This is a genomic window from Streptomyces sp. NPDC014991 (assembly GCF_043080665.1).
GTDB lineage: Bacteria > Actinomycetota > Actinomycetes > Streptomycetales > Streptomycetaceae > Streptomyces.
Genome location: NZ_JBIBVY010000001.1, coordinates 809,726 through 833,499 on the forward strand (window position 1 = coordinate 809,726; position 23,774 = coordinate 833,499).

25 protein-coding genes and 1 tRNA gene are annotated in these 23,774 nt (G+C 71.5%); 11 read left to right on the forward strand and 15 right to left on the reverse strand.

Features of this window, described 5'->3' with window-relative positions; all coding sequences use genetic code 11:
- Positions 1-21 precede the first annotated feature (21 nt).
- The 3 genes from ACF1BE_RS03635 to ACF1BE_RS03645 all read left to right on the forward strand — a co-directional run bounded on the left by ACF1BE_RS03635 (position 22) and on the right by ACF1BE_RS03645 (position 2,887).
- Complete coding sequence (locus ACF1BE_RS03635; RefSeq protein ID WP_392197312.1) at positions 22-540, forward strand: HAD domain-containing protein; 519 nt, start codon at positions 22-24, stop codon at positions 538-540.
- Positions 541-830: 290 nt separating this feature from the next.
- Positions 831-1,502, forward strand: a complete 672-nt coding sequence (locus ACF1BE_RS03640) for a lytic polysaccharide monooxygenase (RefSeq protein ID WP_392197313.1) — start codon at positions 831-833, stop codon at positions 1,500-1,502.
- A 179-nt stretch (positions 1,503-1,681) separates the two neighbouring features.
- Positions 1,682-2,887, forward strand: coding sequence for a cellulose-binding domain-containing protein (locus ACF1BE_RS03645; protein WP_392197314.1), 1,206 nt, complete (start codon positions 1,682-1,684; stop codon positions 2,885-2,887).
- 49 nt (positions 2,888-2,936) lie between these two features.
- On the opposite strand, the gene ACF1BE_RS03650 is transcribed toward ACF1BE_RS03645, so the two are convergent.
- The 4 genes from ACF1BE_RS03650 to ACF1BE_RS03665 all read right to left on the reverse strand — a co-directional run bounded on the left by ACF1BE_RS03650 (position 2,937) and on the right by ACF1BE_RS03665 (position 9,807).
- On the reverse strand, positions 2,937-4,295 hold the full coding sequence (locus tag ACF1BE_RS03650; RefSeq protein ID WP_392197410.1) for a TQXA domain-containing protein: 1,359 nt from the start codon (positions 4,293-4,295) through the stop codon (positions 2,937-2,939).
- A 379-nt stretch (positions 4,296-4,674) separates the two neighbouring features.
- Entirely contained in the window at positions 4,675-5,151 is a 477-nt protein-coding gene (locus ACF1BE_RS03655; protein WP_392197315.1) for a single-stranded DNA-binding protein, read from the reverse strand.
- A 501-nt stretch (positions 5,152-5,652) separates the two neighbouring features.
- Complete coding sequence (locus ACF1BE_RS03660) at positions 5,653-7,617, reverse strand: YfjP family GTPase (RefSeq protein WP_392197411.1); 1,965 nt, start codon at positions 7,615-7,617, stop codon at positions 5,653-5,655.
- A 579-nt stretch (positions 7,618-8,196) separates the two neighbouring features.
- On the reverse strand, positions 8,197-9,807 hold the full coding sequence (locus ACF1BE_RS03665; RefSeq protein ID WP_392197316.1) for a dynamin family protein: 1,611 nt from the start codon (positions 9,805-9,807) through the stop codon (positions 8,197-8,199).
- 321 nt (positions 9,808-10,128) lie between these two features.
- Here ACF1BE_RS03665 and ACF1BE_RS03670 point away from each other — a divergent pair.
- Positions 10,129-10,204 (forward strand) — tRNA-Arg (locus ACF1BE_RS03670).
- A 392-nt stretch (positions 10,205-10,596) separates the two neighbouring features.
- Here the strand turns inward: ACF1BE_RS03670 and ACF1BE_RS03675 are convergent.
- Both ACF1BE_RS03675 and ACF1BE_RS03680 read right to left on the reverse strand, forming a co-directional pair.
- Complete coding sequence (locus ACF1BE_RS03675) at positions 10,597-11,079, reverse strand: hypothetical protein (protein WP_392197317.1); 483 nt, start codon at positions 11,077-11,079, stop codon at positions 10,597-10,599.
- A 269-nt stretch (positions 11,080-11,348) separates the two neighbouring features.
- The gene (locus ACF1BE_RS03680) at positions 11,349-11,537 is read right to left on the reverse strand and encodes a hypothetical protein (RefSeq protein WP_392197318.1); all 189 of its coding nucleotides are present in this window, start codon (positions 11,535-11,537) and stop codon (positions 11,349-11,351) included.
- 541 nt (positions 11,538-12,078) lie between these two features.
- On the opposite strand from ACF1BE_RS03680, the gene ACF1BE_RS03685 reads away from it, so the two are divergent.
- From ACF1BE_RS03685 to ACF1BE_RS03700, 4 genes are all read left to right on the forward strand, one after another.
- Positions 12,079-12,936, forward strand: coding sequence for an ASCH domain-containing protein (locus ACF1BE_RS03685; RefSeq protein WP_392197319.1), 858 nt, complete (start codon positions 12,079-12,081; stop codon positions 12,934-12,936).
- 435 nt (positions 12,937-13,371) lie between these two features.
- Positions 13,372-14,187: a sigma-70 family RNA polymerase sigma factor gene (locus ACF1BE_RS03690; RefSeq protein WP_392197412.1), complete on the forward strand. Its 816-nt coding sequence runs from the start codon at positions 13,372-13,374 to the stop codon at positions 14,185-14,187.
- A gap of 206 nt (positions 14,188-14,393) precedes the next feature.
- The gene (locus tag ACF1BE_RS03695) at positions 14,394-14,597 is read left to right on the forward strand and encodes a hypothetical protein (protein ID WP_392197320.1); all 204 of its coding nucleotides are present in this window, start codon (positions 14,394-14,396) and stop codon (positions 14,595-14,597) included.
- A 207-nt stretch (positions 14,598-14,804) separates the two neighbouring features.
- Positions 14,805-15,476 carry a DUF998 domain-containing protein gene (locus tag ACF1BE_RS03700; RefSeq protein ID WP_392197321.1) on the forward strand — a complete coding sequence of 224 codons (672 nt, stop codon included), beginning with the start codon at positions 14,805-14,807 and terminating at the stop codon, positions 15,474-15,476.
- A gap of 270 nt (positions 15,477-15,746) precedes the next feature.
- Here the strand turns inward: ACF1BE_RS03700 and ACF1BE_RS03705 are convergent, their stop codons facing one another.
- Positions 15,747-16,103, reverse strand: coding sequence for a DUF4333 domain-containing protein (locus ACF1BE_RS03705; RefSeq protein ID WP_392197322.1), 357 nt, complete (start codon positions 16,101-16,103; stop codon positions 15,747-15,749).
- 268 nt (positions 16,104-16,371) lie between these two features.
- Between ACF1BE_RS03705 and ACF1BE_RS03710 the strand changes: the two genes are divergently transcribed.
- Positions 16,372-17,334, forward strand: a complete 963-nt coding sequence (locus tag ACF1BE_RS03710; RefSeq protein WP_392197323.1) for a D-2-hydroxyacid dehydrogenase family protein — start codon at positions 16,372-16,374, stop codon at positions 17,332-17,334.
- A 107-nt stretch (positions 17,335-17,441) separates the two neighbouring features.
- On the opposite strand, the gene ACF1BE_RS03715 is transcribed toward ACF1BE_RS03710, so the two are convergent.
- Complete coding sequence (locus ACF1BE_RS03715; protein ID WP_392197324.1) at positions 17,442-17,996, reverse strand: DUF2087 domain-containing protein; 555 nt, start codon at positions 17,994-17,996, stop codon at positions 17,442-17,444.
- 211 nt (positions 17,997-18,207) lie between these two features.
- Here ACF1BE_RS03715 and ACF1BE_RS03720 point away from each other — a divergent pair, with 211 nt between their 5' ends.
- Positions 18,208-18,525 carry a chaplin gene (locus ACF1BE_RS03720; protein WP_392197325.1) on the forward strand — a complete coding sequence of 106 codons (318 nt, stop codon included), beginning with the start codon at positions 18,208-18,210 and terminating at the stop codon, positions 18,523-18,525.
- An 81-nt stretch (positions 18,526-18,606) separates the two neighbouring features.
- On the opposite strand, the gene ACF1BE_RS03725 is transcribed toward ACF1BE_RS03720, so the two are convergent.
- From ACF1BE_RS03725 to ACF1BE_RS03755, 7 genes are all read right to left on the reverse strand, one after another.
- Complete coding sequence (locus ACF1BE_RS03725) at positions 18,607-19,473, reverse strand: tyrosinase family protein (RefSeq protein WP_392197326.1); 867 nt, start codon at positions 19,471-19,473, stop codon at positions 18,607-18,609.
- Positions 19,457-19,951, reverse strand: a complete 495-nt coding sequence (locus tag ACF1BE_RS03730) for a tyrosinase family oxidase copper chaperone (protein WP_392197327.1) — start codon at positions 19,949-19,951, stop codon at positions 19,457-19,459. The genes ACF1BE_RS03725 and ACF1BE_RS03730 overlap by 17 nt, the downstream gene beginning before the upstream one ends.
- A 159-nt stretch (positions 19,952-20,110) precedes the next feature.
- A complete protein-coding gene (locus tag ACF1BE_RS03735; RefSeq protein ID WP_392197413.1) occupies positions 20,111-20,695 on the reverse strand; it encodes a vitamin K epoxide reductase family protein in 585 nt (194 codons plus the stop codon).
- On the reverse strand, positions 20,695-21,186 hold the full coding sequence (locus ACF1BE_RS03740; RefSeq protein ID WP_392197328.1) for a DUF5949 family protein: 492 nt from the start codon (positions 21,184-21,186) through the stop codon (positions 20,695-20,697). Before ACF1BE_RS03740 ends, ACF1BE_RS03735 begins: the two co-directional genes overlap by 1 nt.
- Before the next feature lie 156 nt (positions 21,187-21,342).
- Entirely contained in the window at positions 21,343-21,630 is a 288-nt protein-coding gene (locus ACF1BE_RS03745) for a hypothetical protein (protein ID WP_392197329.1), read from the reverse strand.
- Positions 21,631-21,767: 137 nt separating this feature from the next.
- A complete protein-coding gene (locus ACF1BE_RS03750) occupies positions 21,768-22,562 on the reverse strand; it encodes a hypothetical protein (protein WP_392197330.1) in 795 nt (264 codons plus the stop codon).
- A gap of 170 nt (positions 22,563-22,732) precedes the next feature.
- Positions 22,733-22,972, reverse strand: a complete 240-nt coding sequence (locus tag ACF1BE_RS03755) for a chaplin (protein WP_392197331.1) — start codon at positions 22,970-22,972, stop codon at positions 22,733-22,735.
- A 216-nt stretch (positions 22,973-23,188) separates the two neighbouring features.
- Here ACF1BE_RS03755 and ACF1BE_RS03760 point away from each other — a divergent pair, with 216 nt between their 5' ends.
- On the forward strand, positions 23,189-23,764 hold the full coding sequence (locus ACF1BE_RS03760) for a hypothetical protein (protein ID WP_392197332.1): 576 nt from the start codon (positions 23,189-23,191) through the stop codon (positions 23,762-23,764).
- The last annotated feature ends 10 nt before the right edge of the window (positions 23,765-23,774 follow it).

The following is a 23,774-nucleotide window of genomic DNA, read 5'->3' on the forward strand; positions in this document are numbered from 1 at the left end:
CGCCGGACTATCGTGCCCTCCGTGACAAGCGTGACGGGGCGCCCCCTCCTCTTCCTCGACGTCGACGGCCCGCTCATCCCGTTCGGATCGTCGTCCGATCACCCGCGGATCGCTGCCGTCTCCTCCTCGCCCTCTCCCGATCGAGGGAATCCGCTGCTGGGGCGGCTCGATCCCGGGCTCGGATCGCGCCTCATGGCCCTGAGCTGCCGTCTCGTGTGGGCCACGACCTGGGAGGAAGAGGCGAACGAGGTCATCTCCCCACGCATCGGCCTGCCAAGGCTGCCCGTGGTGGAGTGGCCGGCCTCCTGCGCCGACGAAGGCCCGCGCGGCCTGCACTGGAAGACCCGCCCTCTCGTCGAGTGGGCCGACAGCCGACCATTCATCTGGGTCGACGACGAGATCAACACCATCGACCGCCTGTGGGTCGACGCCGGCCACCCCGGGCCGTCACTCCTTCATCGCGTCGACCCTGTCAGAGGCCTCGTGGAAGCCGACCTCTCCGTGCTCGCCGACTGGGTCCGTGCCGTCACGCCGGCCTGAGCACCGCTCCAGGAGCTCGATCGCTTCTCGCCCCTGCCGGGGAGCCACTCGATAACGCTGTCGTGCCGGACCGCCCGGGAGTGCCGGCGTCCGGCGCCGTTGCTGTCACTCGTCGATGTCAGACGATCGTGTTCCGGCTTTGGCGCAAACGAGCCGTTGCCGTGCCGCGGTGTGCCGCGCAGCCTGGAGGCGCGGGAGCGCTCCCACGCTCCGGCCGCCCCACGGCCGGGACGTGCTCCCGTGACCCCACGCCACACCGAGATCTCTCCCCCCACGGAAAGAGTCCCTCCATGCACTGTCATGAGCATGTACATTCCACGCGGCGTCGGCTGATGCTCCTCCTGAGTCCTTTGGTCGCGGTGCTGATCAGCCTGGTCACCTGGGGCGGAACGGCCTCCGCCCACGGCTCGGTGATCGACCCGGCCTCGCGCAACTACGGCTGCTGGCTGCGCTGGGGCAGCGACTTCCAGAACCCGGCGATGGCCCAGCAGGACCCCATGTGCTGGCAGGCGTGGAAGGCCGATCCCAACGCCATGTGGAACTGGAACGGCCTCTACCGCAACGGTTCCGCCGGCAACTTCCCGGCCGTCGTCCCCAACGGCCAGCTGTGCAGCGGCGGCCGGACCGAGAGCGGGCGTTACAACTCCCTCGACGCCGTCGGCCCCTGGAAGACCACGGACATCGGCGCCGACTTCACCGTCAAGCTGTACGACCAGGCGAGCCACGGCGCGGACTACTTCCTCGTCTACGTCACCCGGCAGGGCTTCGACCCCACCACCCAGCCGCTGACCTGGAACGATCTGCAACTGGTCACCCGGACCGGCAAGTACGCCCCGAGCCAGAACTACTCGATCCCCGTGCACACGTCCGGCTACACCGGCCGCCACGTCGTCTACACCATCTGGCAGGCGTCGCACATGGACCAGACGTACTTCCTGTGCAGTGACGTGAACTTCCGCTGACCCGGCGGCACCGCTCCCGCCACCGAACACGGCTCCCGTCGGCCGGCCCCACCCGGTCCGGCCGACGGAAGCACCACCCGCTCCGCTTCCTCCGCTTCCGTCCGACGGGGAGCACACGCTCTCCGTTCCTCCCCGTCCCGGCCGTACGCCCCACGGCTCCCCCCTCCCAGGAGGCGCACATGCTCACCCCTCTCGTGCGATGCCTGCCCCGGCTGCGAGGAGCGCGGCGGGGGCGCGACCCCTGGGCGGTGGCCTCGGCCGCTCTCGCGCTCACCGTGTCCCTCCTGGTCGCCATGCCCGCCAGCGGCGCCGGCACGGCGTCCGGATGCCGGGTCGACTACGCCGCCGACGAGTGGACCGGCGGCTACACCGCCCAGATCCGCGTCACCAACCTCGGCGCCCCCCTCACCGGCTGGCGGCTGACCTGGACCTACGGCGGCGGCCAGCACATCACCTCCGCCTGGAACGCCACCGTCACCCAGACCGGCCACTCCGTGACCGCCGTCAGCACGGCCTGGAACGGGGCACTGGCCACCGGCGCCGGCGCCGACTTCGGCCTCCAGGGAACCCGGCAGCCCGCCGACCCCGCGCCCACCGGATTCAGCCTCAACGGCGTGCCCTGCGGCGGTGACGGCACCACCCCGCCGACCCCGCCCCCCACCACCCCGGGCACCCCCTCCCCCACACCACCGCCCGCGGGCTGCGGCACCGCCGTCCTCTGCGCCGGCTTCGAGGACCAGACCGGCTCCACGCCGTCCGGCGACTGGCGCTTCACCGCGCCCGACTGCCAGGGCACGGGCACGGCCGCCGTCGACACCGGTGTCGCGCACAGCGGCACGAGGTCGCTGCGGGTGGACGGCCGGGCCGGCTACTGCAACCACGCCTTCGTCGCCGCCACCGCCGACCTCTCCTCGGTCGGCCCGGTGCTGTACGTCCGCATATGGGTGCGGCACACCAGCGCGCTTCCGGCCTCCCATGTGACCTTCGTGTCGATGCCGGACACCTCCCAGTCCGGCCGGGCACTGCGGGTCGGCGGCCAGAACGGGGCCTTGCAGTGGAACCGGGAGAGCGACGACGCCACGCTCCCGGCGCAGAGTCCGGCCGGGGTGGCGCTGAGCAGGCCGCTGCCGACGGGAAGCTGGCAGTGCCTGCGTTTCGCGGTCGACACCTCGACGCCCGGGCTGGACACCTGGCTCGGCGACGAACAGGTGCCCGGCCTGCACGTCGACGGCGTGCCGACGCAGGACATCGACCAGCGGTGGCTGTCCCGGACCACCCCGCCCCGGCCGACCGCGCTGCGGCTGGGCTGGGAGAGCTACGGGACCGGCGACGACACCCTGTGGTTCGACGACGTGGCCGCCGGCCCGGCACCGATCGGCTGCTGACGGGCCGCCCGGACGCCACCCGGCACGTCGGCGCCGTCGCCCGGCGCCGTCACGCGCCGGGTGTCGTCTCCTTCCGGCGCAGCACCACCAGCACCGTGCCGCCTATCACCACCAGGCCGATGGCCACACCCGCGATCAGCGGGGTGATCGCCGAGCCGCCCGTCGCGGCCAGGTCGGTGGTGTCCGCGGTGACGGCACCCACCGTGGCGGGGCTGGGCTCACTGCGCAGCTGGGCCGTCTCGGTCACGACCGCGCCCTGGGTCCGGCAGTCCAGGACGCCGGTGAAGCGGTGGCTGAAGCCGTGTGGGCCGGTGATCGTGAAGTCGTAGGCCTGGTCCTCCTGGAGCGGAACGGTCACCGTCCGGGAGGTGCCCGCGGCAATGGTGTGCTCGGCGCCCATCAGGTCGAAGGTGAACGGCTTGTCACCCTTGTCGGCCACGACGATGTCCACACCGCCCTCGGCACAGTTCTTGCGAGCCGAGACCGCCGGTACGGCGCCCTCGGCCGCCCAGGTGGCCGTCACTGCCGCCGAAACCGTCGACTCGCTCGAACCGGCCAGGATCTGGGTCTGGCTGCGGCTCTCGGAGGCGAAGGCACGGCCCACGGGCACGGTCGTCGACGCCTGCACGGTCAGCTCGGCCGTCCCGTCCACCGCGTCCGCGGGCACGTCCAGGTACAGCCGGGTGCCGTCCTTCGCCGAGGTGATCACCTTGCCGGTCTTGTCGGTGATCCGCACCCCGCCGGCCGCCGCGTCCGCCGGCGGGCTCACCGTGACGGCGCCCGCGTTGGTGTGCACGGTCACCGGTCCGAGCAGATCACCGGGGCGGCCGGAGACCGCGGGCGGGTCCAGGGTCAGCGAGGCCTGCGGCTCGGCGGTGCTCCGGGCGCTCTTCTCCAGGTAGTCGGCGAGCTTCTCGGCCTGCGGGTCGACGGCGTCGACCTTAGCCCCGTCCGAGTAGCGCCAGATGGCCACCTGGGTGCCGGCCGCCGCGTCCTGCTCGGTCAGTCCTCTCGTGCCCGCCCGACGTGCGAGCGCGGCGAGGTCGTTGACCTGGGGGTAGGAGTGCTGGAGTATCCAGCGGATGCGGCCCGCGCCCCTGTTGGTGCCCAGCGACGTACCGCTCCAGGCCGTCTCCTGGTACCGGGCGTCACGCTGGGTCGGGTTGTGGAGGTCGACGCAGTACGTCTGCAAGGTGCCGCCGCCGTCCACGGACATCTCGAACAGGCCCGCCGACACCCGCTGGTCGCCGCCGTCCCCGTGGATCACGGCCTCGCCGTAGGTCTTCAGGCCGTTGATCGTCGCCGTGGCCCCACCCTGTCTCTGCGGCGTCCCCTCGGCCGCGGCCGTACCGGCGCCGGACAGCACGCCGGCTGCCGCGAGGCCGGACACCGTGGTGGCGGCGGCCAGGCGGGCCGCTCCGGTGGACCGGCAGAACCCAGAGAGCGCAGCAAGCACAGAATTCCCCTTCGAGCAGGACCCGTTGGACGTGGGGGACGGTCCCACCAGCAGAATCGGCAGCCCCTAGGGGCACGCCCGGCATCCTATGGATCACGCGGAGCCTCGCCTGCCGGTCGGATCATCCGATGGCCGATCCGATCTGGAATCGTTATCGCCAGGACCTTCCATGAGCTGGCCATATCGACAAATCCACCGGTTCGTACGGGGGGTTGAGGCGGTGCGCACCGTGCACACCGGGAGTGCGGAGCGGAGAGCCGGCCGGGTCCCGGGCGCCCTCCCGGTGCCTTCCCGTGCCTCCCGGTGCCTCCCGGGTGAGGCTCGGCTGACGTCATGTCACCGCCAGTGGTTCGTGCGCTCGTTGTACCCCTTGACTCTCCTGGGGGCCGGCGGGCCGGGGTGTCTCCCAGTTCGGCTCCGGCCGGTTCGCCGCCGGCGGTGCCTCCGGTTTGGCCGCGCGGTGGAAGAGCGCCGTACCGCGGGACAGGTCGTGGCCGATCGCCACGGCGTCGATGTCGGCCGACGTCCATTGCTGCTGCCCGTCACGCTGCTCCGTGCGCACCTTCAGCCGGCCCTGGACGACGACGGGCTGGCCCACCTCCACGCACGCGGCCACGTTGACCGCGAGCTGGCGGTTGGCCCACACCGTGAAGAAGTTGGTGTGCCCGTCCGCCCACGCGTTCTTCTCCCGGTCCCAGTAGCGCGCGGTCACCGCCAGCCGGAACCGCGCCGACGGCCCCGCCGCCAGCTCGCGGTACGCCGGCTGGGTCGCCACGTTGCCCACCACGCACACGATGGTCTCGTTCATGTCCTCGTTCCCCTCCCTCGCCCGTCCCCTTCCGGCCGGGCGGGCACGCGTACGGGCCCGTCCCGTACGGCTGCGTCTGCCGTGCCTGCGCGTACGACTGCCGTACGTGCCCGCACCTGCCGCCGACCGCCCCTACCGTCCGCCGTGTCTCCGGCCGGACCGCCGTGCGATCGCCGTGACCTCAGACTGCCTGCGCCGGGCCGGGCCCGCTGAGCGCTGTGGACGACCCATCTGCCTGTGGAGAACCCCGCCACCCGTGTGGGTGACCCTCGCGTCATTCCCCGCCGGAGAGCGCCGCCTGGCGCCTCACTGGGGGGAGCGCCGCCTGGCTCTTCGCAGGGCGGGGGCGCCGCCTGGCTCTCCGCGGAGGGGGAGCGGCGCCTGGCGCCACACATGGGGGGGCCGCCGCCTCACCCCCCCTGTCGCCGCCCCCGTCACGGCCTCCGCCCCACCCCCACCCCCGCGAGCCGGCCCTCGCCGATGCCTCCCGCCCCCGCCCGCTCATCCCACCCCGGCGCCGGTCCGCACGACCCTGCCGTACTGCTCGCGGACCTCCCGGTACCGCAACAGCTCCGCCGCCACCGGGTCCAGCACCCGGGCCCGGCCGCAGCTCGCCGCCGCCTCCCGCAGCCGGCGTTCCGCCTCCTGGCCGTAACGCCGTGCGGGGCCGCGGGCCGCCATCCGGCAGCCCCACTCCACCAGCGGCCCGCCGACGATCCCGCACATCATCAGCAGCACCGGCACACCGAGGTTGGGCGCCATCACGCCGGCGATCTGACCCGCCAGCCACAGGCCGCCCACGACCTGGAGCAGCGTCATCGCCGCCTGGACCAGCACGGCCATCGGCCACCAGCCCGGCCGCGGCGGCCGGCCCGGCGGGAGCCCGGCCCGCGCCGCCAGACCGTCCAACGCCTCGGACAGCCCGTGGGAGCCGCGCACGGCCGCCTCACGCACCGCTTGTGCCCAGGGCGTGGGCAGCCCGGCCGAGGCGCGTTCGGAGACCGTACGGACCGCCTGTTCCACCCGCTGGCGGGCCGTGGCCTCCTCGTCCGCCTGGGTGCGCACCGGGATGCGGCCCGTCGTGGACTCGCCGCGGCCGTGGTACCAGCGCCAGAGCCGCAGCCAGGGCGTGCCGCACGCACGGTTGGCGTTGCGCAGCCAGGCGCGCTCGGCGGCCTCGCCCGCCGCCGTGGCGCCCACCGCGTCCGCGAGCCGCGCGGCGAACTCCTCACGCGCCTCCTCGGTCAGGCCGACCCGCCGCCCGGTGGCGTAGACGGGCCGCAGCTCGGCCGCGGCGGCGTCCAGGTCGGCCGCCACCCGGCGGGCCGCCGCGCCGCGCTCCGCCACGAACTCGCCGAGCGCCTCACGCAGATCACCGACGCCCTCTCCGGTGAGGGCGGACAGTGCGAGCACCGTTGCGCCCGGTTCGCCGTACTCGCCGAGCGCGATGCCGTCCTCGTCCAGTAGCCGCCGCAGGTCGTCCAGGACCTGGTGGGCGGCGTCGCCGGGCAGCCGGTCCACCTGGTTGAGGACGATGAACATGACCTCCGCGTGGCCGGCCATGGGCCGCAAGTAGCGCTCGTGGAGGATGGCGTCGGCGTACTTCTCGGGGTCGACCACCCAGATCACCGCGTCGACCAGCTTCAGGATCCTGTCGACCTGTTCGCGGTGCTGTACGGCCGCGGAGTCGTGGTCGGGCAGGTCGATCAGGACGAGCCCGCGCAGCTGCGCCTCGCTCTCCTGGTTGTGCAGTGGCCGACGGCGCAGCCGGCCCGGGATGCCCAGCCGGTCGATGAGGCCCGCCGCGCCGTCGCTCCAGCTGCACGCGATGGGCGCGGCGGTGGTGGGGCGCCGTACGCCGGTCTCCGAGATGGGCACTCCGGCGAGGGTGTTGAACAGCTGGGACTTACCGCTGCCGGTGGCCCCGGCGAGGGCGACGACGGTGTGCCGGCCGGACAGCTTGCGGCGGGCCGCGGCCTCGTCCAGTACCCGGCCCGCCTCGGCGAGGGTGTGGCTGTCCAGGCGGGTGCGGGACAGCCCGACGAGTTCCCGCAGGGCGTCCAGGCGGGAGCGCAGGGGGCCGTCGTAGGCCAGCGGGGCCGGGATGTGGCCGGCAGGGCCGCGGTGCGCGGGCTCGATCGAGGAGGCGCGTTCGGCGGCGAGGGCGGCGGCGTTGGCTTCGGTGACGCGCCGGGCGATGAGACCGTCGTCCCAGGTCTCCTGGGATTCCGCGTCGGCTGCCGCGTCCGGGCCGGAGGCGGTGTCCGGGTTCGTGCCGGCCTTCGCCTTCGTCTTCGCGGGCGCGGGCGTGGACGTGCCGGTGCCGGTGCCGGTGCCGCTGCCCGGCTTGGCTTCCGCAGCGGGACGGGGCTTCGGCGAGTGGGGCTGCGGGCGCGGGACACTGACGATCCCGCCTGCGCCGGCCCCGCGCGCGGATCGCTCCTGGGCAGCGTTCTCGCCGTGCACACGCGCGGGACTCCCGTGGTCGGCGTCCTCGTCCGTCACGCGCGCGTGCTGCCCGCCGACGGTCTCCTTGCCCTTGTCCTTGTCCTTGCTCTTGCCGCCGCCCTCTTCCGGATCACCTTCGCCGTGGCCCTCCTCGTGGCCCTCCTCGTGGCCATCCTCGTGGTCGTCGCCGCTGCCCCGGCCCGTGGCCTCGTCTCCGCCCCGGTTCCTCTCTCCGTTTCCGCCGGCGTCCCCCTTCTCGACGTCCGTGGGGACGCTGAGAGCGGGGGCGCCGACAGCGGCGGGCCGGGGGGTGGGGTTCGCGGTGCGGCGGCCGGCGCCGGGACCGTCATCGCCACGGCTGCCCTCCACGCGGCTCGCGTGTCCTTCTCCGCGGCTCACCTGTCCGTTCGTAGGGCTCGCGTGTCCGTTCGTCGGACCTTCGGCGCGCGCGGCGGTCTGGGCGTTGTCCGTGGGCACCGTGCCGGCGCGACCGCTGTGCTCCGTGGACCGGATGCCGCCACTGTCGCTGCCGTGATCACTGCGCCTCATGTGGTCGGTGTGTTCGGTGTGGTCCTGGTCAGTGACGGCGGTCACCGGTCACCTCTCCTTCTGAAGTACCGACAACGCGGCGATGAGTTCGGCCTGGTGCTCGGGATGGACGTCCAGGGCGTCGAGCGGGGCGAGGCGCCGCTCCCGTTCGGCGTGCACGACCCGGTCCACGTGCTCGATGAGCAGCCGTCCGGCCCGGTCCCGCAGCCGCAGCGCGCCATGGACGCCGAGCCGTTCGGCGAGCCCCTCACCGGCGGTACGCGCCCGGCGCCCGCCCAGTACCGCCGTGGCGACCAGGGCGGCGACGGCCTCCGCGTCGGGGGCGCTGCCGGTGCGCTCCAGCTCCCGTACCTCGTCGTCGGCGTACTCCTCCAGCTCCCGCCGCCAGCGCCGTACCGCCAGGCCGATACGGTGCTCGGCGCGCTCCAGGGACACGTCGCGGCGGGTGAGGCCGGGGGCGCCCGCGGCGGGCTCGCGCCGCCACACGTCGTCGACACGCTCGTCGGCGGCGGTGACGGCGCACAGCAGCAGCGCCGCGAGGCTCTCCACGAGGGCGTCCAGGAGTTCGCCCGCGGTGCAGTCCAGGGGGAAGGCGCGCCAGCGTTTGAGGGCGTCCCCGGCGAGTACGGCGCCGGCCTGGAGGCGGCCCCGTACCCGCTCGTGCTCGCGGTCGTAGGCGCTCTCCACGGCGGAGGTGAGCCGGAGGGCCGCCGCGTACTGGGCGGCGGCGGCGCTGGCCAGCTCGGGCATGCGCGCCTTGAGCGAGTCGAGGACGCCGTAGGCGGTACGGGCCATGACGTGCTGCCGGGCGGCGGCGTCCTGTGCGTGCTGGGTGAGCCAGCTCTTCAGAGGCGCGACGGCGGTGGCGGGCAGCAGCCCGGCGCCCCAGGCGGACTCGGGCAGCTCCGGCACGGTGAAGCGGGGTACGTGACCGAGGCCGGCCTTGGTGAGCAGGGCGCCGTACTGCCGGGAGACCTCGGAGACGACCTGGTGGGGCACCCGGTCCAGGACGGTGACGAGGGCGGCGTCGTACTCCTTGGCGGTGCGCAACAGGTGCCAGGGGACGGCGTCGGCGTAACGGGCGGCCGTCGTGACCATGATCCAGATGTCGGCGGCGCAGATCAGTTCGGCCGCGAGGACACGGTGGTCGGCGAGCAGGGAGTCGATGTCGGGGGCGTCGAGGAGGGCGAGCCCGCGCGGGAGGGAGTCGGCGGACTCCACGCGCAGTACGCGTCCGGGTTCCTCGCCGGGAGGCATGAAGTCGTCGCCGGGGTCCTGGTGGGGCACCCACACGCGCGTCAGATCGGGGAGCACGCGCATGCCGCTGAACCAGTGATGGTCCTCCGGATGGCAGACCAGCACCGGCGTCCGGGTGGTCGGCCGGAGCACGCCGGCCTCGCTCACCCGGCGGCCGACGAGAGAGTTGACGAGCGTCGACTTCCCCGCGCCCGTGGAGCCGCCCACGACGGCGAGCAGCGGCGCCTCGGGTTCCCGTAGCCGGGGTACGAGGTAGTCGTCGAGCTGCGCAAGGAGTTCGTCGCGGTTGGCACGCGCGCGTGGGGCCCCGGCCAGGGGCAGCGGAAAGCGTGCGGCGGCGACACGGTCGCGCAGAGCGGAGAGTGTGTCGAGCAGCTGAGGCCGTACGTCCAAGGTCACCACATGTGAAGAATGCCCAATTTTAGGGGAATTCTGAAGCATATAGACATGTCTGCGTGCCGACGGGACAGAACGGACGGAGGGGACGACCGGGACACGGGCACAGTCGAGGCATAACGAGTACACAACACCCGGTGGCACAGGCCGCCAAAAACGGTGCACGATTCGCACCTGCCTGCGATTATCAGGACCGCTTCACCGAACCTCCACATCGAGCCACGGAGGGGAAGCGACAGGGTCAAGGAACCGGGAGCCCTATCCTTGACCCCGGCACCGTCACGGATCAGCCCCCACCAGGGCACCGGTCACGGGCCACCCCACCCGGCCCCCGTAGCTCAGTGGATAGAGCAGGCGCCTTCTAAGCGCTTGGCCGCAGGTTCGAGTCCTGCCGGGGGCGCCACCTCCTACCAGCGAAAACGCCCTGGAGGGGATCTCCCCTCCAGGGCGTTTCGCGTCTCTGACGGCAACGAGCCCGTCACTCGTCGGCCAGCAGATCCCCCGGCCTGTCAAGGCACCCGGCTCCGCTCCGGGTAACGCTCCTGCCTTCGGCCCGCTTCGCCCGCGCTGCGCCGACTCGCGCCCACTGGTGGATAGGGCCGAGGCCATGAGGCGATCACCGCATAGAGCGGCGCGCGGTCCAAGCCGATGCCTCCGGCGGGGGATCGGCCGGCACCGGGATGGAGGGGGCGCCGTCGCCGACCGCGGGCACGCTGGGGTGAGTGGTGGGTAACAAATGGTCGTGAAAGTTCGGCTCGAAGGACGGGCGCACGAGCCCACCACCACCCCGCCGACCTAAGACCACCGCTTGATGATCTTTGCTGGACGCTCCGGGGCCGCCCACACCTGGATACGGATCTTCTCAGTGGTCTCTGGGCTCTCGTCAGAGTCGACGTCGGCTTGAGCTGTCCGAGCCAAGTTGCTCCGGGACACGCGGACGCGGTTCCAGCCTTTCGGGACCTCGAACGTTGCCGCATCGGGGGCGTAGTCAGTGCAGCCCAGAACCATCAGGCGGCCCAACGACACATCGAGGCTGGCCTCAACGACGTGATCGAATTCCGAGCCGTCATCACTCGGCTCCTGAGGCAGGACGACGACCGTAACGGATACGTTGACATTGACCGACGTGCCGATGCCCAGCGCATCTGATGCAACCGCGAGGTGATCCGCAACGGCCTGGTCAGTCCACGCGTCGCTTAGATCACCGTCTGAATCCGCATCGGTTACGTGTATTTGGAAGTAGTCGGCGAAGAGGGTGAGTTCTGTCGTTGCCGTCATGGCGGCCCGGTGCCATGCAGCACTGACAGTCGGAGATGCGGTAGCCGTCCACGGCCGCACCCCCGGCGAAGCTGTCAAACCCGCCCACGGTGGCTGACACCAACGCCTGACACCAACAGCCCCGATCAGCAGCGGTCGGCGTCGGACCCCAGCAGATGGTCAGCCCAGGAGCACGACCTGTTGTCCATCGTCACCGAGGCCCCGTGATCGACCTGACAAAGACGAGGCCCACCCGTAAGCGGTTCTTGATTGGGCCTCATCCCCGTCCCTTACTCGCCGGAAGTCAGATCTGGGATCCGGGCGTCGAACGTTGCGCCAAGCCGTAAAATCGCCTTGATCTCCAAGGCCGCGTCCCCGAGGCGCCCCTGGGCGCTGCTCATCGTGGCCACCCAGTCCCGCCCCAGCTTGACCAGCTCGTCGTAGCGGTCCCGGGTCACACTGCCGACATATCCGGACATCCGCATCAACCCCCACGGGCCGGGCGCGGCACCCCTCATGCCGTCAACTCGCCGCGAGTACCCGCTTCTCTCTCACCATCCGGCGGCCCGGGAACGGTTGCCAGGACGCGCGGGCCCGGCACGTGGAGCGGCCCCGCCGGGGCGCGGCGCGCGGTCTCACACTCCGTCCTGCTGCGCGCGCCGGCGGTGCCAGGCCCGTTTGCGACAACGGGGAGAGGAGTACCGTGCCGAGGCGGAATGTTCCACTCCGACCGTCCAACGTGCGTCGAGCTCCAGGCAGTTCGCCACCACGGCGACCTGGACCGACTCGGTCCTCACCCTCGGGCGCCGAAGCCGGCGCCAATGACGCGAGCGGCACGCCGACGAACAGAACGCCGCCGTCGACTTCGCCAACGGCATCAGCGGACCACCGCACCCACGGCACAACCGGGGACCCGGATCGTCGTCCGTGATCACGATCAGCCTCGCACTGCATCCCTGCCCACGGGACCACCATAAGGGTCCCGCCAAGGCAAGCCGAAACCCTGTGGAGCCCGCCTGCGTGGCGTGGAATGCTCTTGGGCGGCTGCTGAAGGAAGGGAAGGTCAAAAAGGTGTATGTCCCGTCATCTGCACGAGCTCTCGATGCTGATGAGCGTGAGCTCGTGGAGCTGGCACGCCGCACCATAGACGCGCATACCGACGCCGGGCCCGATGAAGATGGAATCCACACGGTGGGCGCCGCAGTCATGGCCGCCGACTACCGGATGTTCGCTGGCGTGAACCTCTACCACTTCACCGGCGGCCCCTGCGCCGAACTCGTGGCTCTGGGAGCCGCGCGGGCCCAGGGCGCCCGCCAGATGCGCTGCATCGTCGCCGTGGGAAACCACGAGCGCGGGGTCATCGGCCCGTGCGGGCGCGATCGGCAGGTCTTCTTGGACTACTACCCCACCATGCGCGTCATCGTGCCCACCCCCGCGGGGCTCATGTCCGTGGTCGCCGCCGACCTGGTGCCGCTGGCTCAGCGATGGACCCCGGAGGCGGGAATGAACGGTCTCGACCCCTCGCTCTACCAAAACCCCGAGACGGCCGGTCCCGCAATCATTCGGTTCAATCCTCGCTACCTCGAAGTCGTCCGCTCCGGCGCCAAGACCAAGACCACCCGATTCCGGGACCCGGCGCAGCTCGGCCCGGCACGGCTGGTGTTTGAGAGCGACCCTGAAGTCGTCCTGTCGGCAGAGGTGACCGGCATCAGGCACTGCCTGGTCAGCGACCTCACCAACCAGGACGCCCAAGCTGAGGGGCTGACGACCGCAGCCGAACTCCGGGAAGTCCTCAAGGGCCACTACCCAGATCTGGCGGGAACCGATGAAGTCGACGTCATCACTTTCCAGATCAACGACAAGAAGGGCGCCGCTTAAACCGCGGATACGCCAACGACGGCTGGGCCGCGAGGTGACGACGAGCACTCAGGAAACCAAGACTGACGGCATCGGCGTCCGTCTGCCCGTCTCTTCGGGCAGCCCCGCTCGAAGCGACAAGCCCCTGACTGCACAGATTCAGAGAATCAGGATTGGTCCGAGCCTAGAACATCTTGTCATGCAGGCCTCAGACACAGCTTCTCAAGGACCGAGGCTTCTGACATCCACGGCTGACATCAACGACGCCGGACGGGGACGTACACCAGCGTCTCCGTCCGGCTGTCGCATCAGCCGACAGCAGCAGCCGAAGCGGCCAGGGATCGAACTCCTAAAGCGGTGCTCGTACAACCCCGCGGCTGCCACGGCAGCGGCCTTGAACAGCACCTGGTCGTCCACGGACCGGATGCGCTCGGGCTTGCCGTCCTCGTCCGCGAACTGCTCGGACGCCTCGGCCAGCAGCGGGTGGTCGATCTCGTCCACCTTCAGGAGACATGGCTGCGCTGGGCGGGCGTCGACCTCTGCACAGTGCGGGATCAGCGTGCCTACCTGGTCCGGACGACCACCCGACAGGCACTGAGCCGACTACGCGTGCTTCGGCGGCGCAAGGAGTCCTACGTCGGCCCCTGGTTGCCTGAACCGCTACTGACCGCGCCCGACGTGGCCGAGGACGTCGAGCTGGCCGACAGCATCTCGATGGCGATGCTGCTGGTGCTGGAGACGCTCGCCCCGACCGAGCGGGCGGTGTTCGTGCTGCGCGACGTGTTCGACCTGGGATACGACGAGATCGCGGAGGCCGTCGACAAGAGCCCGGTCGCGGTCCGCCAGATCGCGCACCGGGCACGAGCCCACGTAGCTGCGCGCCGGCCGCGCGAAGTCGTTTGTCCGGGCGAGACCCGCAGCGCGCTCGTGGCGTTCCAGCAGGCGATCGAGACAGGGGACCTGCAATGCCTGCTCGACAGGATCGCGCCAGATGTCGTTCTGCTGACCGACGGGGGCGGAACGGTACAGGCCGCGCCGGCGCCCGTCATGGGCGCCGACAGCGTGGCCCGCGTACTGGGCAGGATTTCCGCCGCAGTGTCGCTGCAGCCGACACAGGTCAATGGCTGTCCAGCGCTCGTCCTCCGGCTGGACGGCAAGGTCGACACGGTCCTGGCGGTGCGCATCGACGACGGCCTCATCACGGGGCTCTACGCCGTGCGCAATCCCGAGAAGCTGTCACGCATCGACCGCGAGACCACTGTGAGCCGCTGAGTCCGAAAGGCTCGCCGGCCGCTTCGCCAGGTGGGTCGCCGACCGGGCCGTTCTCAGCGGGGTCAGGGAGCTCACTCAGGCACTTCTCATCGCCTCGGCGAACGCGCGGGCTGAGGACGACCTCTGCCATCAACGTCGAGATCGTTTCCGTGGAATGCGGTGTAGCCTTGGCCGTTGCCTCCCAACTCATGCGTTGCGAGGGTGGGTTGAGCCTGACCGCCGACGACCGCCTGGGTATTCACGAGGCGATAGCACTCCATGGTCACCTGAGTGACGCCGGCGCCTATGAACGATTCGATGAGGTGCTCACGCCCGATCTCGTCGTCGATGCCAGCGATCTCGGTCTCCCTCCCCTGCCGGCACATGCCCCATCCCGGCCGCTCCTCGACATGTACATCGCGGCTGAGTAACGGGGCCGTGTGCAGCCCCCCGCGGTCACCGGTGATCCCGGGTTCCGGGACGGTACTGAGAGGTTCTGGCCGCAGTTCCGCGGGTCATCGGACACGCCCGTTCATGAGGTTTGCCCTACCCCGCTCCGGGGGCTCACCGGAGTGCCTGCCACTGGAGCCGCGTGATCCGCTGGGTCGTACGGGAAATGTGCGGCAGAAGGTGGACAGGTGAAGTCTCGGATCGGGTATTCCGCGTGGATCGCGGGTGCGGTGCAGTTCTTCGTGATCCATGGGGTCGTGCAGTCAGCCTGGGCGAAACCCTACAGTTGGGCGCGGAACAATATCAGCGACCTGGGTAACGTCCACTGTGCTGTGCAGCAGGAACCCGAGCCGCGGTATATATGTTCGCCCGAACATGCCCTGATGAACGTCTCGTTCATCACCTTGGGGACGCTGCTCGTGGTCGGTGTCGCCCTGACCGGTCCCAGGTGGCGCCGGGGCGCGACCGCCACCGTGGCCCGGCTCCTGCTGGCCGGTGCCGGTCTGGGGTTCGTGCTCGCCGGGCTGGCACCTGCGGACGCACATGAGAATCAGCACGTCCTGGGTGCCCTGCTCATCATGGGCACGGGAAACATCGGTCTTGTGCTGGCAGGAGCCGGCCTGTCAGACGATGTTCCGGTTCCACTTCGTTGGGTTGCCAGTCTGTCGGGAATCACCGCGATCACGGCCTTGGCGCTCTTCGTCTCCCACCACTATTCGGGCCTGGGCATGGGAGGCATGGAGCGGGTCGCGGTATTTCCCCTCCTGATGTGGACACTGGCTGCCGGCGCCTTCGGCCTGTCCCGTCAAGCGACACGGAAGCGGGATGCGAGCGGTTCCGTGACACCGATGACTGGGTGAGGACACGAGTGGGAAGGAGTCCTGGGAGGAGTTCGAAGATGACCCGGCCGTACAGCGCACATCGCTCCCTTGGCCCCGCGACATCACCCGGTGCCTGGTTCGGTCGCATCCTGACGGGCCGTGCCGTCGCGTTGTTTCCCCGGTTCCGCCCGCGCCATCAGCCTTGCCTCCCGTGTCTGCCGCTTTCCGGCGTCGGCGTGGCGGGCGCTCCCTCGTCGCGACGACCCGCTCGTGGCGTGGCTCCGCCGGACAACCGCGGCTGGGTGTCGCTTAGTTCGGCGCCGGGGAGGCCTTGTCGTCGGCCTTGAAGTCGTAGTGGATCCGGCCGTCGCTGACAGAGGTGACCTTGACCGTGACGCCCAGGGTGCTGCCGTCATCCGCCGTGAGCGTGCAGCGCTGGGTGGTGCCGACCTTGCCGACGAGGTCCTCAGGGCAGGAGACGTGCGGCTTCTGCTGCCCCGTGGCGGCGGCGAGCTTCTCGGAGAGCGTGCTGGAAAGCCTGTCCGCGGACAGTTTCGGCGGCGTGGACTTCCTTACCTCGGCGGAGGCCGAGCAGCCCAGGAGCAGCGTGCTCGCCGCGACGGCCGCGAGGATCGACATGCCTGCGGTCGTCCGGGATTTGAACATCGCGCACTCCTGGTCGGCCGGTCAGGTGAGAAGACCCGAAGAGCATACTGGCGGGGCGCTGCGGGCATGCCGAAGGGGCAGCCAATGGCAATCACCCGATTCCCGGATAAAGGCGTAAGGCCGCTTCGAGCCGGCCCGCGTCCGTGCTGAGCGGGCAGGCCCCCGCTCACCCGCGCTTGTGCCGATCGGGTGGTCGGGGTCGTGACGTACCGGGGGTCAACCCCGGCGTCGGGCGGTCGTTAGAGTCGTCGGGCGGGAGGGAGACGACGTGCGACTTCGTTGTGTGGTGCTGGACGACTTCCAGGGAGTGGCCACCGAGTTGGCCGACTGGTCGGTGCTCGGGGAGCGGGTGGAGGTCGTCTCGCTGCGCGAGCACCTCGGGGACGAGGAGGCCCTCGCCGGGGCCCTCGCCGACTACGACATCGTCGTCACCCTGCGCGAGCGCGTCCCCTTCCCCGGCTCCCTGATCGCCCGTCTCCCCCGGCTGAAGCTGCTCGTCGCCTCCGGGATGCGCAACAGCGTCATCGACTACGCCGCCGCCGAGGCGCACGGCGTCACCGTGTGCGGTACGGCGAGTTCCAGTACCCCGCCGGTCGAGCTGACCTGGGCGCTGTTGCTCGGTCTCGCCCGGGGGATCGTCCAGGAGAGCACCGCGCTGCGCGGCAACGGGCCCTGGCAGTCGACCGTCGGCGCCGATCTGCACGGACGCCGGCTGGGCCTGCTCGGCCTCGGGAAGATCGGCAGCCGGGTGGCGCAGGTCGGGCTCGCGTTCGGGATGCGGGTGAGCGCGTGGAGCCAGCACCTCACCGAGGAGCGCGCCGCCGAGGTCGGGGTGGAACTCGCCGGTTCGAAGGAGGAGTTGCTCGCCGGGAGTGATTTCGTCTCCGTCCATCTGGCCCTCGGTGACCGTACCCGCGGTCTTCTCGGCGCCGCCGAACTCGCCCTGATGAAGCCGACCGCCTACCTCGTCAACACCTCGCGCGCGGCGATCGTCGACCAGGACGCGCTGCTGGCCGCGCTGCACGAGGGCCGGATCGCGGGCGCCGGTGTCGACGTGTTCGACATCGAACCGCTGCCCGCCGGCCACCCGATGCGGACCGCGCCCCGTCTCCTGGCCACGCCTCATCTCGGCTACGTCTCGCACGCCAACTACACGACGTACTACGGCCAGGCGGTGGAGGACATCCGCGCCTGGCTGGACGGCTCGCCGATACGCCGGCTGCCCGGCTGAGGCCGACAGCCCCACGGGGGACCGCCGTTGTGTGTCGGTCGTCCTGGCGGGGCGGTGACCCGGGCCCGGGCTCGGGTCAGCTGTTGCCTTGCCGGCGCCGGTTCCGCTCACGTACCGGCCGGCACGCGTTCGTAGACGCCGTCGGTCCGGCGTAGTTCGTGCAGGTCGACCAGGTAGCGCCGGAGGGTCACATGGTCGATGTCGTCGGAGCCCTCGCACCAGGCCCGCAGGCGCTCGTTGACGACGCGTTCCGGGTAGGCGACACCCGGCTCGAAGGTCTGCTCCGCGATGTGCCGCAGTACGCGCTGCTTGCGGGTCCACTGGGCCGGCAGCCGTAGCAGACGGCCGTCCCGGACGAAGGTGGTGATCACGTCCGGGCCCGCCTGCCGCGCGGGCTGCTCGGGGCGGGCCAGGTCGCGCAGGAGGTCGTAGGAGACGGCCAGCCCGCCGTCGGTGCCGTCGGTCACGGCACCCTGCTCGCGCAGCCTGAACAGCGCGAGTGCCGTCGCCTTCGCCGGCAGGCCGGCCGCCCCGGCGACCTCTTCGGGGCTCCGGGCGCCGAGCGCCACCGCCGCGAAGGCCCGCAGCCGGCCTGTGTCGGCGAGCAGTCCGATCAGCTGCCGGGACCGCTCGCGCGCGTCGGGGAGGTTGTCGTTGTCCATGGCCGGAGGGTAAGGGAGCGGTCCGGGCCGGTGCCTGCGAATAACGCCGGAGCCGCGTGCACGCCGCGCCGGCTCGCCCGCCGGAAGCGCGTTGCCGTTGAAAGGGTGATCCACGGCTGATCACCGTGACCAGCCCCGGGTGACGCCGTTGAACGGGAAGTGCGGCGGCTGGTCTGCCGCTGCGCTATCCGAGCAACCAAAGGAGAACGTGATGTCCCGCATCGCGAAGACAGTCGCCGTCGCTCTCGGCACCGGTGCCGTGGTGATCAGCGGGGCCGGGCTGGCTCTGGCCGACGCCACCGCCGAGGGCGCGGCCGTCGGTTCCCCCGGCGTTCTGTCGGGCAACCTGATCCAGGTTCCGGTCCACGTGCCGATCAACATCTGCGGCAACACCATCGACGTCATCGGCCTGCTGAACCCGACGTTCGGGAACGTCTGTGTCAACGACGGCCACGAGGGCAAGAGCGGCGACGCGGGTTCCGACGACAAGAACGGCAACGCCGGTTCCGAGAGTGGCTACGGCGGCTGAACCGGCCGGCATCGACAGGCGAGAGCCCCGGCACTCCGAGCGCCGGGGCTCTTTCCGTGCCCGCTGCGGCCGGCGGGCATCTCACGCGTACCGGTAGAGCCGGCTCACGTCCTCCAGCTGGTCCGGTGTCTCCTCCCACGGCGGCAGCTTTTCGTGCCGGGCGACGACCCGGCCGTGCCGGCCGTCGGTGTCCCGGGGCGGTTCGGCCGGCAGGTAGCGGTGGTTGCGGTGAGCCCGCTGCCAGCGGTGCCACTGAAGGTCGACGAAGGCGTGGTGCAGCCAGAACACCGGGTCGTTCACGGACGCGCCGCCGAGCATGGCGCCGCCGACCCACCGGTGCACACGGTTGTGGTTGCGCCAGGAGGCGCTGCCGGTGCCCGTTCCCCAGCCCTCCAGCTTGTTGCGGAAGCCCTGGCGGACGGTGGAGTCCCAGGGCCACACGTCGTACACGGGGTCGTCGAGCGCCCCCTGCAGTTCGCGGCGGGTGGGCAGCTGGATGGGGGCGGCGGCCCGGCCCAGGTCCCGGGTGAGGAATCTGCCGTCGGTGACGCCCTCGCGGATGGTCCAGTGGCCCGCCGAGTAGGCGAACGGACCGGTGGTCACCTGCCGGTCGGAGTGCCGCCCGTTGCCACCGAGCAGGTCCGTCGTCCAGGGCACCGAGGTCGTCGTGCGGTCCCGGGTCCAGTCCCAGTACGGCACCGTCACCGAGGAGTCGATCCGGCGCAGCGCCCGCTCCAGCTCCAGCAGGAACCGGCGGTGCCAGGGCAGGAACGACGGGGCCATGTGGGCGCTGCGCAGGCCGTCCTCGCCGTCGGTGGTGTAGAAGTCGATGTGCATGCGCACGAACTCGTCGTACTCGCCACGCCGTTTCAGCTCCAGCAGCGCGTTGACGAACCGCCGGCGCTCGGTGCGGGTGAGGGTGCTGACGTCCTTACGCACGTACGCCATGCCGGCCCCCCGGGTGCGTGCGGTCACCCGGCCGTGGGTCCCCGACCGGTCCCGGCGCCAGTTCGCGCAGCCGCCGGCCGGGGCCGATCCCGTCGACGGCCGCCCGGGTGGCCTCCAGCTGCGTGCGGTACGACGTGTAGTGGTCGACCATGGTCAGCCAGGTGCCGTCGGCCCGGCGCATCAGGTGCAGCGGGCGGCCGTCGATGGTGATCCGCCAGTCGCCGCCGGCCGCCCGGTGCCCCGCGGCCGGCATCAGGACGCCCTGGATGCGGCGGCCCCGGTAGGTCTCGTCGAAGGAGCCGTCCCCGGTACCGCCGGCCGGGGACGTGGGCCGGGACGCGGCGACGACCGGGGCGAGCGCCAGGGCGGCGCCGGAGGCCAGCAGCCCCCGCGCCATTTCCCTCCGTGAGGGTCTGCCCGCCCCCGCTGCGGCCCGCTGCTCCGCACCGCCGGCCACGCCACCGACATCGACGACCATCGCTCGCTCCTCCTCCGGGTTCGGATGTCCTCCCGGTTAACCGGCGAAGGGCGCGCGGGGTCACCGCCGAGGAGCCATACGGGGGGTGGAGCCGGCCGGTGACGTATCGGGGCCCGTCGGGGGCGCCCGGCGTCGGCGGCGGCGGCTCTGCCGTGGTGGTCAGCTCGTCCAGAAGTCCCACCAGCGGGTCAGCACGAGCATGCCGACCACCCCGATGTGCAGTACGGGAAGCACCCAGGTGAACTCGGCGAAGAACGCCTCGAGCCAGTGGGGCGCGGGCAGGAAACGGTGGCGTACGCAGGCGGACGTCACGTACCAGAACAGGATGATCGTCGCGATCCAGGCCAGGCAGCACCACAGGCACAGCGCGTTGATCCGGTACAGCGACTCGAACTGGAGCCAGGACACGAAGCCGACGCCGAACAGGCAGCCCGCCTCGAACAGCAGCCAGTACCAGCCGGGGAAGCGGGCTCCGGCGAGCATGCTCACGCCGGCGCAGACCACGATGCCGTAGGCCACCAGGCCCAGCATCGGGTTCGGGAACCCGAAGACGGCGGCCTGGTCGCTCTTCATCACACTGCCGCAGGAGAGCACCGGGTTGAGGCTGCACCCGGGGACGAAGTGCGGGTCCTGAAGCAGCTTGAACTTGTCCAGGGTGATCACCCAGGAGGCCAGCACTCCCGCCGCCCCCGCGAGCACGATCAGCAGGGCGAGCCCGCGGCTCGCGCCCGCGTGCCGGCCCATCAAGCGCGCAGGCTGCGGGCGGGCAGGTAGAGGTGCGCGGCGGCGGTCGTGGTCTCCGGGGCACCGGCGAACGCGGCCAGCGCCTCCCCGGCGGCCGGCCGGCGGGGGCCGGTCGAGGGGCAGATGCGGGTGGTGAACATGAAGTAGGTGTAGCCGAGTTCCTCGACGGCCCTCATCCATTCCGCCGGCGGGGTGACCTGGCTGCTGACGCCCGGCATCTGCAGGACGATCTGTCCGGCGACCACCAGCATGCTGACCTTCAGGCTGGGCCGGGTGGCGCCGTCGACGGGCTCGCCGCCGACGGGCAGCCCCATGGTGCGGAGCAGCCGCCCGACGGCGGCGGACGCGGCCTCCGGGCCGTCCGGGCCGTCCCCCAGGGAGCAGGCGAGGAGGCAGGGGGTCCTGCCGTCGCCCGACATCCAGGCGAGCAGGGCGAGTGTGCCGAGGTCGGCGGCGCGGAAGGGGCGGGTTTCGCTCGATACTGAGGTCACCGCGCGACCATACCGACGGGCCGCGGGGCGACCCGGCCGCTTCTCACCCTTCCGGAGCAGTGCCCGGGGCCGCTCCACCCGATGGGGGGACACGGGCCCGACACGCCGGGGGCCGGTTCCGCGGGTGCGGTACCGGCCCGTTCGACGCGGTGGACGTCAGTGGTGCAGGGGCAGACCGCCGAGCAGCGCCTTGCGGTTGAGGTTCGTGGTGGCGCCCTTGACGTTGCTCAGCACGGAGTCCTTGTTCTCGGTGTCGAGCGCGTCCGACTGGTGCTTGACCGGCAGCAGATCGGTGACGGTGGGCGGGTGCTCGGAGACTTGGGTGAGCCCGCCGTTGAGGCTCATGGGCGGCAGGTGCTGGGCGTCGTAGGCGAACGCGGGCGCGGTGACGCCGGCAAGGGCCACGGAACCGGCGACAACGGCGGCAGCCTTCAGAGACCTCATCGTGTTCCTTTCTTCGGCAACTCACGTCGCCCCAGGGAGTCTTACGCCCTGCCTAACGAGGTCCGGCCGGGCCGGAAACCCCGTGCCGAGAAGACATATGAGATCCCCGTGGGACCGGCGGGGAGTCCGGTCCCGGGTCAGCCGGTGGCCGCCGGGCTGGGTGTGGCGGGGAGGGAGGGGAGGGACGGCAGGACGGGCAGCGAGGGGAGGGAGGGCAGGGAGTCGATGCTGGGGGCGGGCATGTCGTTGCCGAGAAGGGTCGTCCCGAGCAGGTCCACCAGGCCGGACACCACGTCGTCGGCGAACGACAGGATCTGGTCGAGACCGTCGGTGACCGCCTTCACCAGGTTGTCGACCGCGGTCTGGAGGGCGGAGAGCGCGTCGTCCGTGAGATCACGGGACGAGGGCGGCCTGCCGTCGTCGGCCTTGGCGGGGGCGGGGGGTGCGGCCGGCTCTGCGGCCACGGGGGCCACGGGGGCCGAAGGGGACGCGGACGTCGGCTTCGCAGTCTGAGCGGGCGACGATGCGGGAGCCGTGGGCGTGGCGGGCTTCGCGGGGGCCGTGGGCGTGGCGGGGGACGCGGGGGCCGTCGGGGACGCGGCTGTCGCCGGAGTGGGGTCCTCGGCGGCCTTGGTGATGGCCTTCTTCGCCGCCTCGCCCAGCCTTCTGGCCTCGTCGGCGGGCAGCTTGCCCTTCTCCAGCGACCGGTTGAGCAGGTCGACGACCGGGTTGAGGACGGAACCGGCGGCGCCGAGGGCCCTCACCTGGGCGAGGAGCCTTTCCCGTTCCGCCGTCGGGACGGGCGCCCGGGAGCTGGTGCGGCCGTGTCCGCGTGCCGTGTCGGCGGCGACGGCGGCGGGGCCGGTGATGCCGACCAGGACGGCCGCGCAGAGAGCGGTGGACGCGAGACGCCGGGCAGGCAGATCACGCATGGGTGTTCCTTCCGGTGAACAGTGGGACCTGAGCCCACCGTCAGTTCACCGCCGGCCGGGTGCAACCGCTCGCGCACGGAACGTGATCTGTCCGGCGTAACACGGAACCGGCCGTCCGCGCCGCGACGGATGTGCGGGCGGCCGGCCGGCCGAAGGGTTGCGTGCCGGTGTCAGTCGTTGACGCAGGCGTTGCCTACCGCCGGGTTCAGGAGGGCGATGACGTCGATGGTGTTGCCGCAGACGTTCACCGGGATGTGGACCGGAACCTGGATGACGTTGCCCGACAGCACGCCCGGCGAGTTGGCGGCGACGCCGTGGGCGTTCGAGTCGGCGGAGGCCACACCGGCGCCGCCGGCAACAGCCGCGACGGCGGCAGAGGTCAGGACCAGGCCCTTCGCGATACGCGACATTGGAAAGGTGCTCCTTGGGATCGACACAACATTCGGGCGGAATGCCCGGCGCTGTGTCAACGCGCCCCGCTCCCCAGGGTTGTGCCGCCAATGGAGTGACGCGTGAGGAGAGATGGCCTCCACGATTCCGACACAGTTGCCCGATTTCTCCATATTGGTACTGATGTCGCTAGAGTTGCGGATCTCTCCAGTACGTGCGAAAGGGCACCGTCGGCCATGCGCAAGTTCCTGGGTCCGCTGCCGCGTGCGACGGCGGGCGCCCTCGCCCCCGCCGTCCTGTCCGTCCCGGCCGCCGCCCGGGCCGGCGCGTCCCCCTCCCCCGAGGCCGCCCGGGTGGCCTTCGCCCGGCGCCACCGCGCGGTGCGGCTCGGCCGGTTCGTCCGCGCGGGGAACGCCTCCACCAGTTGCCGCTCCCGCGCCGAGGTCAGGCGGAGCGGGGTGCGCGCGCCGGGCGGGGCGGGCGGACGTGTCGGCCTGGTGGCGTACGACGGCGTCCGGGGACGCGCGGGTGACGCGCTCACGTTCTCCGCAGGGCACCGGCGTACGCCCGTCGCACTCGGCGACTCCGCGAGTCCTGCGTACGACGTACCGGATTACACGATCAACGAACCGGGTGCCGTACCGGCCCGGAGGGTGCCGGCCTACGCCAACACGCTCGGCCACGACTCCGACGTGTCCGATCTCGGCGTGGCTCTGCGGCACGGCGGTGACCAGCCAGGCTTCCCTCTCGTTCCCCACGCGGACGCGGCGTGGGCCGGCGCGGCCCTCGTCGCAGTGAACGCCCGGCAGTGAGACGCGCGTT